The 18044-nt window shown below is 40.5% G+C and carries 12 protein-coding genes; 6 read left to right on the top strand and 6 right to left on the bottom strand.

The window, feature by feature from the left end; genetic code table 11:
* The first annotated feature begins 22 nt into the window (after positions 1 to 22).
* The 5 genes from K348_RS0102635 to K348_RS0102615 all read left to right on the top strand — a co-directional run bounded on the left by K348_RS0102635 (position 23) and on the right by K348_RS0102615 (position 7612).
* Complete coding sequence (locus tag K348_RS0102635) at positions 23 to 1060, top strand: histidine kinase (RefSeq protein WP_051697538.1); 1038 nt, start codon at positions 23 to 25, stop codon at positions 1058 to 1060.
* A 2-nt stretch (positions 1061 to 1062) separates the two neighbouring features.
* On the top strand, positions 1063 to 2130 hold the full coding sequence (locus K348_RS0102630; RefSeq protein WP_029902629.1) for a sensor histidine kinase: 1068 nt from the start codon (positions 1063 to 1065) through the stop codon (positions 2128 to 2130).
* A gap of 223 nt (positions 2131 to 2353) precedes the next feature.
* Entirely contained in the window at positions 2354 to 4627 is a 2274-nt protein-coding gene (locus tag K348_RS0102625; RefSeq protein ID WP_029902627.1) for a glycosyl hydrolase, read from the top strand.
* Positions 4628 to 4793: 166 nt separating this feature from the next.
* Positions 4794 to 5150 carry a hypothetical protein gene (locus K348_RS18950; RefSeq protein WP_081852490.1) on the top strand — a complete coding sequence of 119 codons (357 nt, stop codon included), beginning with the start codon at positions 4794 to 4796 and terminating at the stop codon, positions 5148 to 5150.
* 95 nt (positions 5151 to 5245) lie between these two features.
* Positions 5246 to 7612 carry a TonB-dependent receptor gene (locus tag K348_RS0102615; RefSeq protein WP_029902625.1) on the top strand — a complete coding sequence of 789 codons (2367 nt, stop codon included), beginning with the start codon at positions 5246 to 5248 and terminating at the stop codon, positions 7610 to 7612.
* An 81-nt stretch (positions 7613 to 7693) separates the two neighbouring features.
* Here K348_RS0102615 and K348_RS0102610 read toward each other — a convergent pair whose 3' ends face one another.
* A complete protein-coding gene (locus K348_RS0102610; RefSeq protein WP_029902623.1) occupies positions 7694 to 8179 on the bottom strand; it encodes a Dps family protein in 486 nt (161 codons plus the stop codon).
* Positions 8180 to 8397: 218 nt separating this feature from the next.
* On the opposite strand from K348_RS0102610, the gene K348_RS0102605 reads away from it, so the two are divergent.
* Positions 8398 to 10443: a beta-L-arabinofuranosidase domain-containing protein gene (locus K348_RS0102605; RefSeq protein WP_029902621.1), complete on the top strand. Its 2046-nt coding sequence runs from the start codon at positions 8398 to 8400 to the stop codon at positions 10441 to 10443.
* Positions 10444 to 10512: 69 nt separating this feature from the next.
* Here K348_RS0102605 and K348_RS0102600 read toward each other — a convergent pair whose 3' ends face one another.
* The 5 genes from K348_RS0102600 to K348_RS0102580 all read right to left on the bottom strand — a co-directional run bounded on the left by K348_RS0102600 (position 10513) and on the right by K348_RS0102580 (position 18029).
* A complete protein-coding gene (locus K348_RS0102600) occupies positions 10513 to 10851 on the bottom strand; it encodes a DUF2149 domain-containing protein (RefSeq protein ID WP_029902618.1) in 339 nt (112 codons plus the stop codon).
* Positions 10848 to 11450 carry a MotA/TolQ/ExbB proton channel family protein gene (locus K348_RS0102595; RefSeq protein ID WP_029902616.1) on the bottom strand — a complete coding sequence of 201 codons (603 nt, stop codon included), beginning with the start codon at positions 11448 to 11450 and terminating at the stop codon, positions 10848 to 10850. The genes K348_RS0102600 and K348_RS0102595 overlap by 4 nt, the downstream gene beginning before the upstream one ends.
* Positions 11451 to 11459: 9 nt before the next feature.
* Positions 11460 to 12164 (bottom strand): hypothetical protein, encoded by a 705-nt coding sequence (locus K348_RS0102590; RefSeq protein WP_029902614.1) that lies wholly within the window; start codon positions 12162 to 12164, stop codon positions 11460 to 11462.
* Between the two features lie 69 nt (positions 12165 to 12233).
* Positions 12234 to 16520 carry a cobaltochelatase subunit CobN gene (locus K348_RS0102585; protein ID WP_029902611.1) on the bottom strand — a complete coding sequence of 1429 codons (4287 nt, stop codon included), beginning with the start codon at positions 16518 to 16520 and terminating at the stop codon, positions 12234 to 12236.
* Between the two features lie 90 nt (positions 16521 to 16610).
* Positions 16611 to 18029, bottom strand: a complete 1419-nt coding sequence (locus K348_RS0102580; RefSeq protein ID WP_029902609.1) for an HmuY family protein — start codon at positions 18027 to 18029, stop codon at positions 16611 to 16613.
* Between the last annotated feature and the right edge of the window lie 15 nt (positions 18030 to 18044).

Below are 18044 nucleotides of genomic sequence, written 5' to 3'. Positions count from 1 at the left end.
TAAACTCATACCGAGGGGAAAAATGAATAAGATACAAGAAAGTTATAAATTACCTTCTTTTCTGACCGATTCTAAATATCGTATCTGGAGGCATATGGCATGTATCGTGGCAGGAATCATAATTACTTTCAACCAGATATTTGTAGCCTATCAGGATTGTCAGGGTATTTTAGGCAACAGGATTTATCTTATTTGTTTTTCCTCATTTTTAATGTATGCAGCGGCTATGTATTTCAATTATTATTTTTTACTTCCGCGGTTGCTGCTGAAAGGTAAATACATGGCATATACAATCATACTCTCTGCAATTGTATTTCTATTACCAGTCATGTCTGTTCTACAGGAATATTTGGTACGCAACGCTTTAGAACTACCTCATAGGATTACCTCTTATACAAACCCGCTGATATTGGTCGACAATGCAGCTTTGTTTATGATTACTTTTATCTGTTTTTGGGGAGCTTCGGTAATTGTCATGCTGCGCCAATGGACAAGCCGTAACGAACGTGTGAGCCTCATGGAATATGAACACCTGCAATCGGAAGTAAATAAACTGAAAGGACAGATAACCCCTGGTTTCTTATCTAAAACCCTGACAAACACTTCTGCATTGGTAAAATCAAGTCCGAAGAAAACAACAAAGATGCTGATGAAACTAGGACAATTGATTCGTTATCAGTTGTATGATTGCAACAGGGATAAAGTCCTGCTCAAATCGGAGATAACTTTCCTTACTAATTTCCTCGATCTCGAAAAATTGAATAGAAGCGATTTCGAGTACACCATTCAGGCGAATGGTATTTTCGAAAATGTATTTGTGTCACCATTGTTATTTATCACGCTTGTGCAAAATATGATAAATGATAGTAGATCTTTGATGCTGACTTTTCAGATAGAAGAATATACACTTAATTTCACTTGTCAGTCGGATAATCAGAAGCAACTGATGTATGAAGATATTAATTCGATAGAAAAGAGACTGGAACTCTTATATCCGGAAAAATATACTTTATCGGCGAAAGCCGGAGTAATCGAACTGGTATTAAACATATCAGAATAGTTATGGGATCACGATTTTCAATAAGCAATGTAGCCTCTTTCCTGTTCGATGACAAATACAGGATATGGCGGCATGTAGTATTGCAGTTTGTTATTCTGATGATAACGATCGGCAATTTCTTCGATGCTCCTGATAAACTCAATCTGTCGTGGAACAGGTTTTACGGCTGGCTCGGTTTTTACATGCTTATGAATGTCATGGTTTATTTTAATGCATATGTGTTGTATCCGCGTTTACTGGCAAAGAATAAAATATTCTTATACATCATAGCAGTTATTGTATTTACATTGTTTTCAATGTTTATAATGATGATATTGCAGGAATATTTTTACGATATAGCTGTTATTCATCACGAGCCCAGCGCTATTGCAATATTCCTTAGCATAGCCTCTTCATTACTTGTTTTCCTGCTTTTCCTGGGTGGAATATCGGCCTTATTATTGTTTAAGCATTGGATGATCAGTAGCCGTAGAATCAATGATCTCCGTTCTGCAACATCGCAATCAGAACTTAGTTTCCTGAAAAGCCAGATAAATCCGCACTTTCTTTTCAATATGCTCAATAATGCAAATATATTGGTAGAAGAAGACCCCGATATGGCTTCATTTATATTGGTAAAATTGGATGATCTACTTCGTTATCAACTAAATGACAGCGTACAGGACAAAGTATTCCTAAAGGCTGATATCGAATTTCTTACAAATTTCCTTGAATTGGAAAAGATACGTAAAGACAGTTTCGAATATGAAATAGATATAAAAGGTGATATCAGCATTATACAAGTACCTCCCTTGCTCTTTATACCATTTGTAGAGAATGCGGTGAAGCATAATAGCGATACAATCGGTATACCATATGTCAGTTTGTCCTTCAATATACAGGAAAACATCCTGACTTTTACATGTGAAAATTCTGCGACCAAAACTCCGTTAACCAATAAGAAAAAGATCGGCGGATTGGGACTGACTAATATCAAACGCCGCCTTGATTTACTTTTCGAAAACAATTATTCATTGCAACAAAATCTCACAGACAATAAATATTCTGTTATTCTACAACTTACACTATAGCCCGAAATCTGTATAAATAAAGCTTTATATCATTTTTTCAAATCTATATATCAATTTGATTAATTGATTCTGAAGGCAGGCTTTTATATTTGTGAATTAAATCTAACGTTTTTTATTTTTAGAGTACGCAAAGATATACTTTCCAGCCCGGAGGAAAGTAATCTTTTTTGAACCTGATATGGCCTGATCACTTTATTAGGAAGTGGAACTAAAATAAATACTTATGAGAAATTTATTATTGCTGACAGGATTGCTGTTCCTGTTGTTTAGTTGTGCTGATGAAAGGGATCAGTTGAGAGAAGATTTCAGGAATCCGCCCAATGAATTTCGTCCGATGCCGTTTCTGCACATGAATGGTACTATGACACCCGAAGGTCTAAGGAAGCATATTACAGAAGCAAAAGAACTTGCCGGATTTGGTGGAATAACAGTATTGCCCATTTCTCCCGGTCATCAGTGGGGAACAAACTTTGTTACTCCGGGAATGTCACCCGAATTCCTCTCGGATGAATATTTCGAGCGTTATGTCGATATGCTCGATATTTCCAAAGAACTGGGTACTGAGGTAGTTCTTTACGATGATGTGGACTTTCCCAGCGGTACTGCCGGCGGAAGGTTGCAGCGCGAGTATCCGCAATATGGACGGAAGTTCATGATAAAAGATGAATTCATGGTAAAGGGTAACAGCCATTTCCGAAAAGAATATACGCTTCCGACGAAAGGAGTATTAATGGCTGTATCGGCAATGAATACTACTTCTCTCGAAGTGGTAGATCTTCAGTCGTTTATGAAAGATAATGTATTGAATTGGGATGTTCCTGCAGGCGAATGGCGGATAATGTTCTTCAAGTGTGAATATGGAACGGGAAATGATCATGACATGTTGGTCGACTATATGCAGCCCGAAGCAGTAAGCAAAGTTATTGAAATGACTTATGATGAATATGGCAAACATTTCAGTAAGTATTTCGGTAATGTGATAACTAAAACTTTTTTCGACGATGTAGGCTTTGTCCATCAGGAAGAGACCTGGACACCGGCCATCACCGATATATTCAAAGAAAAATCCGGGAAAAATCCGGCCTTATATTACCCGGCTTTGTATTACGATATAGGGCCGGAAACCCGGCAGGCAAGAGTTGCCTTTTACGATATTCGTTCCGAACTCATGGCCGAAGGTTATGTAAAACAAGTATCGGAATGGTCACAAAAACGTAACCTGAGAAGTATGGGGCATCCGCCTGAAAATTACAGTCCTAACTCAGTTGTTGCACACGGCGATATATTGAAATATTACAGGCATGTAGATATCCCGTTGCTGGATGCTATTTTCTTCTACGGACGCGGATTGCACGGATACAAACAGATCAGTTCGGCAGCCGATCTTTATGACAGGCCTACAGTCGGGGCTGAATTGTGTGGTGCGTTCCCTGCAGATATGGATTCGTTGACGCTTTACCGTGTAGTATTGGAGTCTATGGCAAGAGGGGTAAACTTTGTTGTGCCTCACGGCATGTGGTACGATACAAAGAAAGAGGCAATACGCATACCGCCGCTTATCTCTCCCGAAAATCCGTTGCTGAAAGATTGTCTTCCTCACTATAGCTTATTCACGGGGCGGTCATGTATGTTGCTCCAAGGTGGTAGACGGGTTTGCGATGTGGCTTTGCTGTGGCCGGTAAATGCAGTTCAGGCTGAGTCGTATATAAACCGTGATGCCCATTCGGGTCTTCCGGTGGCTAACTGGTTGCCTGAGAATGTTAATCATCATGTATTGAGTGATTTACTGACAAATCAGGTAAGGAGGGATTTTACATTTATTCATCCTGAGGATTTGACGAACGGTAGAATAACGCCTGCGGGTAGTGAATTGATTTTGAATAATAAGGAAAATATCCAGAATTATAAAGTTCTGATTATGCCGGGTGGGGAGGTTATTTCAGCCGCTACTTTAAAGGCTATAAAGGTTTATTATGACAATGGAGGTAAAGTGATTGCAACCGCTTCTTTACCTTATTGTTCGGCGGAATTCGGTAAAGATAAGGAGGTACAGGATATAATAGCCGGGATATTCGGTTCGGCTTTTGTCGATGAAAAAGGAATTGTTTCGCAAGATATGTTTAAGGAAAACGAAAAAGGCGGGCAATTTGCTTTTATACGTTCAACCACAAAAGACAATTTGAACAAAACGTTTGAAAAAATGGGATTGGAAGCCGATATTCAGTTTAATGAAGAAACAATTCCGGCTCACAATATCGGATATGTAAACTATACTCATAAGCAACGAGACGGTCTGGATATCTATTATATAACAAATACGACCGATAAAGACATCAGATCATCTGTCAGCTTAAGAGGAATATTAAATGATATAGAAATATGGAATCCTCATAAAGGCACTATGACAAAAGCAGAGGTGGAAAAGAATGATGAGAATACTATCGTAAAAATAAATTTGCCAGCAGTACGTTCTCTCTTTATTATAGGTACTAAATGAATCCCATTTAAAATATAATGAGTCTTTGCGGTTTTATCCGTGAAGACTCATTTTACATTGTTAAGTTTAAGATAAATTTTTATTCAATACTAGGAGATATCAAATCTAATTCGGATAAAATCCATATCTTTGCCGTCATATATCACTCGTATATCAGATTCTTAGTATGTTAAACGAAAAGATAAAAGCTCTATTAAGGATTGCCCTTCCGGTACTCTTTATTACTTATGCATGCTCTATCACTTTCTTTACGCATACTCATATCGTAAACGGGGTAACTATTGTCCATTCGCATCCATATTCAACTGACGATGAGGGAAAGCCTGCCCATGAACACTCAGGCGCAGAGATACAATTAATACACACATTATCCACATTTTATATTGCAGGCTTAATTATATTAGCCGTTGTATTCGGTATATTCAGAGTAAGAAAACAGATACTCTGTACCAGAATACTCTTTTCCATTCCTGTTATATCTGTAAACAGTCTTTTCAGGCTGCGTGCACCCCCGGTTTTATAATTATACATATTTCCTTTATACCATTAGTTCTATCTGACCCGATAGGATCATTTTGGTGTATACAATTATTGTATCAATTATAAAACAAATTAAGAATGAAAAAATATATATTCTTTTTCATTTGCCATTTATTCATGCTGAATACTATGGCAGATTCACCCGTATTGAAAAAAACAGATGCCAATATCATTGGTCATGTAATAGATAAGAAAACGGGAGAACATCTTCCTTATATAACAGTTGCTTTGAAAGGTACCACGATAGGAACAACAACTGATGCAACCGGACATTATTTTTTGAAGAATCTTCCGGAAGGTAAATTTACAATAGAGGCACGGTTTGTCGGTTATCAGACAGTTTCTAAAGAAGTTGAATTAAAAAAAGGCAATACACTTGAAATCAATTTCGAACTGGAAGAAAGCAATATTTCATTGAACGAAGTTGTTGTCTCGGCTAACAGGAATGAGACATCCCGTCGTCTTGCACCTACATTGGTGAGCATTCTGGATGTAAAAACATTTGAAAAAACCAATTCATATACCATTGCAGACGGATTAGGATTTCAGCCCGGACTCAGAGTTGAAAACAACTGTCAGAACTGTGGATTTACACAAGTCAGGATGAATGGTCTGGAAGGGGCGTATTCGCAGATACTTATCGATTCGCGACCTGTATTCAGTTCCCTTGCCGGAGTATACGGACTGGAGCAAATTCCCGCAACCATGGTAGAACGGATAGAAATTGTGCGTGGTGGAGGTTCGGCTCTGTTCGGTTCGTCAGCTATAGCCGGAACAATTAATATTATTACCAAAGAGCCTTTGCGCAATTCAGCCCAGCTGTCACACAATATAATGTCGATAGGAGGAAAAAGCGATTTCGATAACAATACCAACTTCAACGCTTCGCTCGTATCCGACGACCACAGGATGGGCGTTATGGTTTTCGGACAGAAGAGATACCGTTCTGCCTATGACGACGACGGCGATGGTTTCTCCGAAGTTCCGCATCTCAACAGCCGTACATTGGGCTTCCGTTCTTTTATCAAAACAGGGCCATATTCGAAAATTACATTTGAATATCACAATATGAACGAATTCAGGCGGGGAGGCGACAGGATAAGAGAAGAACCTCACAATGCTTATATAGCCGAACAAATAGACTCCGATATCAACGGAGGAAGTCTTAAGTATGATATATTTTCATCCGACACTAAACATCGCTTCAGCATATATACCGCAGCACAGGATACCAAAAGAAAAAGTTATTACGGAGGAGGAGAACCGGTTTCTACTATTATGACCGATGATAATCTGTCGGATGCCGAGAAACTGGAAGCTATAGAAGGCAGGATGAATTCTTACGGAAGGACAAAAGATTTTACTTATTCGATAGGAGGCCAGTATTCATATGACTTTGATAAATTGCTGTTTATGCCTTCTTCATTGACAGCCGGGCTCGAATATACATCTGATGATCTCGAAGATAAGAGCGGATACAGGGAAAATACTATAGAACAGAAAGTAGATACAAAAAGTGCTTTTGCCCAGAATGAATGGAAGGACGCGAAATGGAGTTTCTTATTAGGAGGACGTCTAGATAAACATAAGCTGCTCAAAAATGTTATTTTCAGTCCACGTGCAAACATCCGTTACAATCCTGAGGAGAACATAAATATACGGCTTAGTTACGGACAGGGGTTTCGCGCACCACAGCTTTTCGATGAAGATTTGCATGTCGATCTTGCAGGTGGTGAACAGATTATCAGACAACTTTCACCGGATCTGAAAGAAGAAAAGTCGCATAGTATAAGCGGTTCTGTAGATTGGTATTACCAAACAGGCAGTGCCGAACTTAATTTTCTCGTAGAAGGTTTTTACACAAAGTTGAAAGATCCGTTTACATCCGTATCTTCCCTGCAGGAAGATGGTTCTACCATAAAAACGATAATAAATGCATCCGGGGCAAAAGTGTATGGGCTTAATTTCGAAGTAAGAATTGCTTACAGCACATTATTGCAATTACAGCTTGGTGCAACCGTCCAGAAAAGCCTTTACGATGAAGCCCGTAAATGGTCGGATGAAGATGATGACGGAGTCGAGCCGGAAAAAAGAATGTTGAGAACACCGGATGTATACGGCTATTTTGTGGCTACTGTAACTCCTGTAAAAAGATTTAGTACGAATCTCTCCGGTAAATACACGGGAAACATGCTTGTTCCTTACGAAGGAGGCGGAATTAGAAACAGAACGCAAAAAACATCATCTTTCTTTGAACTGGGTTGGAAGGTTGCCTATGAAATTCCTTTCTATAAAGGCACTAATATTGAAATTAATGCCGGAATACAGAATATATTCAATTCTTATCAGGATGATTTCGATAAAGGCCCTGACAGGGTTTCAAGTTATATTTACGGCCCTGCTCTGCCGAGAAGTTATTTTGCAGGTGCAAAACTTAGTTTTTAATCAAGGAAATAGAATAGTTTAATAAGAAAAGGATACCCGATGAGGTATCCTTTTATCATATAATTTATGCAGTTGTAGATTTTATTTTTCGTCACATGAGCAATATGCTACCAGCATCCACACTGTTTTTTCCTGTTCTTTCAGGTAGTCGCTCATTAATGCTACTGTTGATTCGTCCTCTGCTTCCGAAGCCTGAGATAAAAGCTCTCTTTCGGCAGCAATTATAATTTTATATGTATCGAGTATATTTTGGATAGCTTCTTTGCCGCAAACAACATCCGAAACTTCTTTTACTTTTGTAGTTTTCAGGTATTCACTGAACTTATTGGCAGGGGTACCTCCGAGCATAAGTATGCGTTCAGCTATTTCATCCACTTTTTCAGCCGTATCGTCATACATTTCTTCAAACTTGCTGTGAAGAGTGAAGAAACTCTTACCTTGGATATTCCAATGGAATCCTCTCAGGTTTGTATAAAACACCTGAAAGTCGGCCAGCAGTTGCTGAAGTGAATTTACAATACCATTTGCTTTATCCGCATCGAGATTAATGTAGTCTAAAGTCTTCATAATGATAAAATCTTTTTTACTTGTTAAACAAAATATGAATTTTAACAAATATACAACTTATTTATATCGGTTCAAAACAAGAGTTATCCGAAGTTGAACCAAAGCACTGAACTCAGAGAAAATAATGAAAAAATAATTATCTTTATGCCTTGATTTGTTAACAGTAAACAGCCCGGCTAAAGTCCGAAACATGTATATAAACACATAAAATATTAAAAATGAAAAAGAACCTATCTGCCCATTTTCTGGGACTAACACTTATTTTATTTTCTTTATCCACATTCGCACAAAATGGTATCAATATGCCCAATTACCGTAACAACCGATACCCATTAGTACAAAAACCTTATATAGAACTACCGTTAGGCAATATAAAGGCTAAAGGTTGGCTGCAGGAAATGCTCGAACGTCAGCGTACGGGAGCCAGCGGCCATATGGATACCCTTTATCCACAGGTTATGGGTGAGCGTAACGGCTGGCTGGGCGGTGACGGTGACCAGTGGGAGAGAGGCCCTTATTGGATAGACGGACTTCTGCCGTTAGCCTATCTTCTTGACGACAAAGAACTGCAAAAGAAAGTACAGCCTTGGGTAGAATGGGCGTTGAAGAGCCAGAAACCTGACGGTTTTTTCGGCCCCGATAAAGATTATCCGTACGAAGCAGGAGTACAGCGCGATAACGCCCACGACTGGTGGCCCCGTATGGTAGTACTGAAAATACTTCAGCAATATTATTCGGCGACAAATGATGAACGCGTTATAGACTTTATGAGCAAATACTTTAAATATCAATTGGAGACCCTTCCGTCAAAACCACTCGGCAACTGGACTTTCTGGGCGAATTATCGTGCCGGAGATAACCTGCAGGTAATACATTGGTTATATAATATAACAGGAGAATCTTTTCTTATTGATCTCGGTGATCTCATTCACAGTCAGGCTCACGATTTTACAAAAATGTTTACTGCTTCCGACGACCTGAAAAAACTGAATACAATCCACTGTGTAAATCTGGCACAGGGGATAAAGGAACCCGGCATCTATTATCAGCAGACAGGCGACAAAAAGTATCTGGATGCCGTAAAGAAAGGATTTTCGGATATTAAGACTTACAACGGTCAGGCACAAGGTATGTATGGCGGAGATGAAGGACTACATGGAAATAATCCTACACAGGGAGTAGAACTGTGTTCGGTAGTGGAGATGATGTTCTCACTGGAGAAACTGGCCGAGATAACAGGCGATATAGACTTTATAGAGCATCTGGAAAAAGTAGCATTCAATGCATTACCGACACAGGTAACGGACGATTTTATGCATAAACAATACTTCCAGCAGGCCAATCAGGTAATGGTGACCCGTCATCACCGTAATTTCTATGAAGATGGAAACCACGGGGCTACGGATATTGTTTACGGCACATTCTCGGGATATCCGTGCTGTTATTCGAATATGCATCAGGGATGGCCTAAATTCGTACAGAACCTGTGGTATGCTACAGCTGACAATGGGTTGGCAGCACTTGCTTATTCTCCGTCACAGGTTACGGCAAAGGTAGCTAATGGTATAGAAGTGAAGATGACCGAAGATACCTATTATCCGATGGATGATAAAATACGCTTTACACTGGATATCCAAACGAAGAAGACAAAGTTGGTAGCATTTCCTTTCCATGTCCGTATTCCTTCATGGTGTAAAGAAGCTTCGATAACCATTAATGGACAGGCATACAAAACTGTGGAAGGCGGGAAAATAGAAATTATCAACCGTACGTGGAATAGCGGGGATGTTGTAGAATTACATCTACCTATGGGAATACAGACAGACGATACATGGTATGAAAAATCGATGACTGTACAGAGAGGGCCGCTTGTTTATGCACTGAAGATTGAGGAAGAATGGACAAAGAAAGAATTCGAAGGTAAAGACAAGATACAGTTCGGCGATTCTTACTGGGAAATCAAACCGAAATCGCCTTGGAACTATGGTATAATCCAGTTCGATAAGAAGAAAGCGGATGAGAATTTCAAAGTCAGCATTAATGAACAAAAGATGAAAAGCAACTACTTCTGGAACCTTGACGGTGCGCCTATAGAACTAAAAGTAAAAGCCAAGCAAATACCAAGCTGGAATTTATATAATGAAATGGCCGGGCCTGTTCCGTTTTCAGTTCACAGATGGGCGGACGAACCGGAAAAAGAGATTACACTCATTCCTTACGGCTGTACTACATTGCGTATTTCGCAATTTCCTATAGTGAGGTAATAATCATTAGATAGAATAGAAAACCCGGCAAAGATTATTTGCCGGGTTTTCTATTTTTATCACTATACCTTATTCCGGTACATAGATAATTTCCCCGTTTTCCAGTTCATAAGCAATACCTACTTTACGTCCTTTCTGCTGTGATGATGACTGATCTTTCGAGGGTGTATACTTATTTATCTTATTTCCCTCTTTCGTGATAATTTCCATATTATCTTTCCCCGGATTCTTTACAATGGTATAATCTTCCTGCGTGAATACTTCCGTCATATTCATATGCATAACCATCGCTACCATCAGTGCCACGGCAAAAACCATAGCTACATCGAAGAGGTTAACTATAACGCTCAACGGGTCGGTATCTTCTTCTTTCGAAAACTTGCTGATTCTTCTTTGTCTTCTTCTCATGGCTGTTCTTCTTTTTCGGTCAGTATTCTTGCTACATAGTCCAGATTATTTACATCGCGTGCATACCAACGTTGTTTAAACTGCAATGTAACCAGCCCCACTGCACTTACTACAAGGCCGACAACTGTAGTCGCAAATACTACCTGCATGTTATATGCCATGCCCGAAATATCACCTGTAGATAATCCTACCAGGGCAGGGCTCATCGCTATCAGTGTACCTATAAGTCCGAGTACAGGTCCCATTTTTGCCAGTAATTTCGATAAAGAGGTATCTTTTTCCGCTTCATTTTCGAAGTTAGAGATAAGAAAGTCTGAATAAGCCTCACTTGCAGGAGTGGACAAAAGATCTCTCATATATCTGATAAATAAAGAATTATCTTTTTCGGGTAATGCCGTTTTTAAAGATTCGATAGTAGATAGATTGAGGTTCTTTATCTTTTCATTCAATTCTTTATCGTTTTTCCTTTTGACCATAAACTGGTTGTAAAAACTACCGATAAGAAGTAATGAACGCGCAAAAAGGAATAACAAAATGATGATATCGGGTATTAACAGGCTGTTAGCCACCCAGAATAATACTTTAGAAATAACTTCCATTTTATAGTTTTATTTTAGTTGATTTTTAGATTCTTTTTTCTGTCTGAATGTCCATTTTACTTTGTTCCACACCATACCGAGGAGAAAAGCGACTGCAAAAAGTATGAAGGATAATGCAAGTGCCTTTATATTAATTGGCTCTTCCACCGCAGCATAAGTTACATTCCCGTTAACGGTAGTAATAAGTCCTATGATGCATACAAAAAGACTCACCAGAAAATATACTTCGAGCCTTAATTCTCTTTCCGGATAAAGGTATTTCACCAGATAGCTCAATGCTGGCAATCCGATAAGGACACCTCCGGCAAGTAGGTACGAAATGAGTGTGAAATCTGTTCCCGGCATGGCAAATATTATCTGTGTCAGCAGATAAAACAGTACCGGAAAAATGAGCAGACTAGGATACCAGTACAATGGCTGTATCCACCTTTTAGTCTTTTTGCCGAACATCTCCCGTAGGGCTGCAAAGCAAAAAGCAAAACATATAGCGGACTCGATAGTAATAAGTACGGCAGCATCCTGCATAATATAGCTATTCTTAAGGTAATCTGCCAATTGTGTCTTTGATTGTAGAATCGCATACTGGCATGTCCATAGAATGAAGACAGCACAGATAAAGCCGAATATTGCCGCCTGCCACGGCTTCCAGAAACTGAGTTTCAGGATACAGTTGATCAGGATAAACAACATCAGTATTTGGATGATAAGTTCCATTAGTCGATATATTGATTTGCCAATGCGCCTGTCAATTGATGTAACGCACCGGCAAATCATTGGTTATAATTATTTCTTTCTTTTCTTACGCAGGACAACCAGCAGGATAATGAAGGCTACAAGTACCACTGAAACAACAATAAAGCCGTTCAACGAATTCTCTTCCCCGTCTTGCATCTGGGTAACTCCTTCTTTTTTCAGTACGGTACCGTTTTTGTTGATTTCGGACGAAGCATCCGCAGTTTTCATCTTCTGCAGTTGTTGCTTGTATTCTGTAGCACTTTCCGGTGAGGTTTTCTGCGAAATGAAATCCTGTAATTTCACATTCGAACCCGAGAATCCGGAACCGCTTGCACCGAACTCCTTAACCAAATCGGTATGAAGCCTAGCTATATCGGCCAATTGCTGATCCGAAGCTTTCCACATGCCTTTGCGCGCAGTTTCCATCATTACGGCAGTGATTTCCTGCATAGCTGCCGGATTCTGCTGTTTGAAGAAGTTCTGTACACCGAGGTTGTGCGAATCTTTTACATATACGTCGTATAGTTGATTCCACATCTCATTGTCTATAACATCGGGCTTCATCACATTCCATGCATAGGTGTTGGTAACTACCTCTGTGATTTGCGATGCACTGGATGCCTTGCCTTTCATTACTTCCTTGATATATGCCGGATTGAAAACTGTTGAACGTGATTCCACACCTATAGCTTCTTTCAGTTCCTGCATCTTCACATTGTTCCTGTTGCGGTAGTCGGCAAAATAAGCATCCGGGTCTTTTCCCGTTACATCGCGTACGGCAAGATTCATTCCTCCCATAAACTCAAATACGTGGTCGAGGCTCAATGCTCCCCATGTATTACTCTGCCGCGGCTGAACAACTACATCCGTATTATGGAGTACGGCGCGGAGCAGTCCTGCCTTGAATTCACCCCAGTCTTTATCACCACCGTAAACGGCTCCCATATTGTTGATGTAAGCTTCGGCAATTTCTTTTTCGTTTTCCCATTTGTCGCCGCTTTTTACCATTCCCTGAATGCCTGTTCCGTACATGCCGTTTATCCCGCCGAATACACGCTGCGAAGACATTTCGCGCGCGCTTTTTGGTGGAATACCCTGCTCTACAAGCTGGCGCTCTATTTCGGTCGTACTGGCCGATACAAAGTTCTCGTGTTTATCGTCTTTTGCTGTTGCAGCCATTTCTACCGCTCTGGTTATTAAAGCGAGGCGAGATGCTGCAAGGTCGCGGAACTGGCCGGATGTCTGTACAACCACATCGATACGCGGACGGCCTAATGTTTCTGATGAAATCAACTGTATATCGGATACGCGCCCGAAAGCATCGCGAACAGGTTCTATACCCAACATATAAAGTACTTGTGCAATCGTTGCTCCTTCGCTTTCGATAAATTCGCTGCTCCAGAAAGTATAACTGACCTTCTTCGGATATTCTCCGTGTTGTTTCAGATATTGTTCCAATGTAGCTTTCGCAAGCGATACGCCTTTGTCCCATGCCACTTCCGACGGTGTAGCTTCTGCGTTGATAGCATAAAGGTTGCGGCCTGTAGGTACGGCAGTCGGATTAGCCACAGCATCACCTCCCGAGGATGGTGCGATATATCCTCCCGAAAAAGCATTCAGTATGGATTTTATTTCCATTTCCGGACTTTGCAATAAAGCATTTTTATAATTTACTATATTGTTTATCGTGCGCTCTACTTCTGTGATAGCACGCGCCCTGTCTTTTTGTTCTTTGGTATATTCCGGCTTCTTCGGTTTTTCCATACCACCCGATTTCGGTTTCTCAGCCTTGGAAGTATCCATTGCATAAGGTTGTCCTCTTTTTTGGGGTTTGCCCATTCCTTCCGAAAGTTCTTTGCCTGTGTCCGGTTTATTTCCGTATTTAGGCATTCCCGCAGGATGTCCGCCCGGTTTGGCTTCTGGTTTTCTGCTAGCCGGTTTACTGCCCGCGGCTGAACTTGAAGACATGGTGCCCATTCCCCGTCTTGGAGGAGTGAGTATGTTTTTAGCTTCAGCAAGGTCTTTTGTTGCTATTCCGGCAACAGTACATATAAGTGTGCTGTCAACTGTTTTACCGCTCAATACCTGATTTATCAATACCTTGGCCGGTTCGAGATAATATTGAGTGAAAAACGTCTTGCTTTTTAATTGCTTGTCCGTAATCTTTCCCCGCTGTTTATCCAGTGCAGCCAGACTGTAAGCTATAGGGTCGGCACTCATGGCAAGTACAGACGAACGGATTTTCTCAGCATCGTAAGATACTCCGGTAGTGTAGAGCTGACCTGTCATTTTTTCGTTGGCAATCTCTTCGGCAAAATTCTCTATCCGTTCGATGTCTTCCGTTGTGTACGGATTAGTCAGGATACTATCGAGACGCAATTCGCGATGCAGACCCATTTCAACAGCTATTTTCTTAACAGCTAGCGATGCTTTGGATTGTGCCTTCTCTTCCGTTTTGTAATAGTCACGTATCTTATCCTGCAAGGCTTTGAACTGCGAACGTGTTTCGCTTTCCATAAACGGAGGAGTGAGGTAAGAGATAGTCGTAGCATACGAACGTCGTTTTGCCATCATGCTTTCGCCAATGTTGCCGATGGTATAATAATAGAAGTGAGGAACGGTTCCCACAAGCCTGTCGGGCCAGTCGTTACTGCTTAAAGCCACCTGCTTCTGCGGTGTGAATTCAAGGCTGCCATGCGTACCGAAATGCAGCATAGCATCTGCTTTGAAAGCATATTGCGACCATAGATATGCTCCGATATACGTATGCGGAGGAGCGGATTTCGCCCCGTGAACTATAGCAAATGCATCAGCGCCGAGTCCGGCCATAGGCTGGGGTAGGAGAGCGATATTTCCCAATTCGATGCGGGCAACAGCCAGATAATCTTTATTGTCTTTATGTACGCTCATGTATGCGCCGGGAGCTTCACCGTATGTGTTGGTTACGTCGGCATATAGTTCTTTGGATAAAGAACGGTTTATCCACGATTCGTATTCCGATTTTTCAATCAGTGCAGGTTTGCCGTTTTTCAGATAATCGTCGAAAGCTCCTTCGGCATAGGTACTCAATACGGCGCCCTGTGTCATCAGCAGTTTTTCAAATTCCTGTTCGGTGGCAGGCAGATTATCCACTTTATAGCCTTCCGATTTCAATCGTTTCAACAGGTTGTATAATGACGGAACAGTTTCCATTCCCTGAGCGGTAAGTGTTTCCTGTCCTGCTCCCTTAAAATAATAGATAGCTATTTTCTTATCGGCATTATTTTTCTTTTTCAGTGATATGAAATTATTTATTATCTGTGTAAAGTTGTTGAGCCTGTCGGGTATTGCTTTGAACATATACAGTCCGTCTCCGTCTATCTCCTGTGCATTGACTACATATGGATAAATAGCGCCGTCCAGTTCGGGCATGACGACACTCTGCGACATGAATCCTCCGAACATTCCCATAGGGTCTTTCATCCAGTCTTCTTTTGTCTGTAAGATTGTCAATGGTGAAAATACGGGGATATTCCTTTCTTTGAGCCAAGTTACGGCAGCATCGGCCTGTCCCATTGCAAGTCGCCCATGAGCGTAATAAACTACGGCATCGGGTAATATCTCTTTCAGAAATTGCATACGTTTCATAGCCGAAGATACAGGATAGACATTCATGCCTGCATTCTGGAAAGAAACAATCATGCTGTCGATATTTTCCCTGTTACCGCTGAAAGGGTCGTTCAGTCCGCCTACAATAGCGACTTTTGGTGCATTCTCTTTATAGAAATTATTTTGTTTAAGGTAATCTTCGTATTCTGTAACGGTCTTAAAAGACAGGTTTTCATCCAGATGATAAAGTACATCTGAAGCGCTTTCGACTACCGAATCGGCAGGAGTGACAAATAGCGATTTCTTATCGATATGCTGGCGGATATAGCGCGCCAGATTCTGATAATTCTTTTTGTTTCCGTTTTGCAGGTAATCAGATACGGCACTTTTCTGAATGCTGTCGAGATTACATATGTTATTTTCAGGATTGGTGGCTGCGTAGATATATACGGGAGTTCCTTTATCGGCAGCAGCTTGTATTATTGCCCGTTGATCGGCAGAGACACTCAGTCCCATCCCAAATGCGAGCACAAAGTCATAGTTTTTTAGTTTATCCAGTTGATCGACAGATACTTCTTCATACTTGATGAAGTTATCATTATTGGCCTTTATGAGGCTGGTAGCCTGAAACTGCTGGAAATTGACAAGGGCAATTTTAGTTGTCGAAGCCAGCTTATTCCATGCTATTATTCCCGCTGTAATAAGCAGAATAGCCACAACGGAAATTATTATTTTGCTTTTAGTCATATAGTTATGTATTCCCTCGTTCTTTATACACAAACTGGCAAACCGGAAAATCCGGTCTGCCAACCTGTTGATAATTATTATACCCAAATATTATTTGATCAAAGCATATGCTATTTCAGGACGTCCGCGTTCACCTTTATCACTGCCGAGTCCCATTTTGCTGAACTTAAGCTTATAGTAATTTCCGGCAGCATCTTTCACTATATAGAATTTGTTATAATTGATTCCGGTAGCGCCGCCTTCCATACCTCCGGCAGTATTTCTCCAATTAGTACCGATTGTAGAGCGGTCTTTAGAAAATGTCAATCCATCGAGATCAGCTTTTTTGAAACTATCGTATGTCATTGTTGCAGTAACTGCTATTTCGGCAACTTCAGTACCTCCTAAGTTATTGCTCAATACATTATCCTGCATGTATCCGTAAACCTCATTATTACCGCTCATTATAGTAAGACCTGTATTGTATCCCCACATAATATCCCATTTGGCAGCTTGAGGCTCTTCTTTTACAACTTCTTTTGTTGCCAGATTGAATCCTACCAGATTATATGCGGCATCTTTCTCTATATCTATCGTTTGGATATCAGTATCACCTACTCTAGCATACTGTACTGTGTATCCTTCACCTTTACGGTTTACTTTTACTTTATACCATAGACTGCGGTCGGCACCCTTTTCGCCACCATCGCTAACAAAATAAACCATGTTCTCAGTTTCGGTTGCCGATACTTCACCAAATACGGAACCTTCTAAAGTTCCATCTATATTATCGATTGCTTCTTTAACGAGCGGATCCATCATACCTGTAGCACTGATGTTGATTGGGCATGTCGTAGCATCAGCTAATGTAACGGCATTAATGTCGGTTTTACCAGATGATGTTGCTGATACACTGTTTCCGGTACTAAGTATTACATGAAAATCTTTACCACTATAGAAGCCTAAAGACCAGCTTGTGCGGTCTACAGCGTATTGAGTGTTTGTACTAAAATCTACATACACACTGTTTGCATAATTCGATTCCGCAGTTTTGCCTTCAAGTATCATTGTCTGCCCTTCGGAAATAATAGCTTTGAAGTTGAGTGTCATGTCCTTTTTCTCCCCGATGACTACACCGTTTGTTACCGAGATTGCAGAAATGTTGAACTTGATGCTTTCGTCACCGTCGAACAATACATTTTCTGCTTTCTTTACTTTAAACGATGCAGAAGTGCTTCCGGCAGGGATTGTTATTTTAGCCGTATTATCCGTTGAGGCAGGCTCGGTAGTGAAATCAGTACCATATACAACATCTGTAGGTGTAAATTTCACGGTAACATCGATATTAACATCTGCTGTGCGGCTGAGATTCACAGTTACATCGGCAGAAGTATTTTCTTCGTCTATACCAAGTTCAGTTGATGCAAAATTCACTGCGATATCAGCAAATGTTATATCATCATCGTCATCACCACAAGAGCTAAAGCCAAATATGGCTACCATAACAAGTAAATACAATAATTTTTTCATTTCGATAATATTTAA

This window comes from Prevotella sp. 10(H) (assembly GCF_000711235.1).
In the GTDB taxonomy this organism is placed as follows: Bacteria; Bacteroidota; Bacteroidia; order Bacteroidales; family Dysgonomonadaceae; genus Dysgonomonas.
The sequence above is the reverse complement of the archived record's forward strand: the minus strand, read 5'-3'. Positions and strand labels throughout refer to the sequence as shown.

Coding starts and splice junctions, on each gene's coding strand:
- K348_RS0102585 (WP_029902611.1), bottom strand. CDS start 16,520: ATGACTAAAAGCAAAATAATAATTTCCGTTGTGGCTATTCTGCTTATT.
- K348_RS0102580 (WP_029902609.1), bottom strand. CDS start 18,029: ATGAAAAAATTATTGTATTTACTTGTTATGGTAGCCATATTTGGCTTT.
- K348_RS0102605 (WP_029902621.1), top strand. CDS start 8,398: ATGAAAAAGAACCTATCTGCCCATTTTCTGGGACTAACACTTATTTTA.
- K348_RS0102615 (WP_029902625.1), top strand. CDS start 5,246: ATGAAAAAATATATATTCTTTTTCATTTGCCATTTATTCATGCTGAAT.
- K348_RS0102610 (WP_029902623.1), bottom strand. CDS start 8,179: ATGAAGACTTTAGACTACATTAATCTCGATGCGGATAAAGCAAATGGT.
- K348_RS0102635 (WP_051697538.1), top strand. CDS start 23: ATGAATAAGATACAAGAAAGTTATAAATTACCTTCTTTTCTGACCGAT.
- K348_RS0102595 (WP_029902616.1), bottom strand. CDS start 11,450: ATGGAAGTTATTTCTAAAGTATTATTCTGGGTGGCTAACAGCCTGTTA.
- K348_RS0102600 (WP_029902618.1), bottom strand. CDS start 10,851: ATGAGAAGAAGACAAAGAAGAATCAGCAAGTTTTCGAAAGAAGAAGAT.
- K348_RS0102630 (WP_029902629.1), top strand. CDS start 1,063: ATGGGATCACGATTTTCAATAAGCAATGTAGCCTCTTTCCTGTTCGAT.
- K348_RS0102625 (WP_029902627.1), top strand. CDS start 2,354: ATGAGAAATTTATTATTGCTGACAGGATTGCTGTTCCTGTTGTTTAGT.
- K348_RS18950 (WP_081852490.1), top strand. CDS start 4,794: ATGTTAAACGAAAAGATAAAAGCTCTATTAAGGATTGCCCTTCCGGTA.
- K348_RS0102590 (WP_029902614.1), bottom strand. CDS start 12,164: ATGGAACTTATCATCCAAATACTGATGTTGTTTATCCTGATCAACTGT.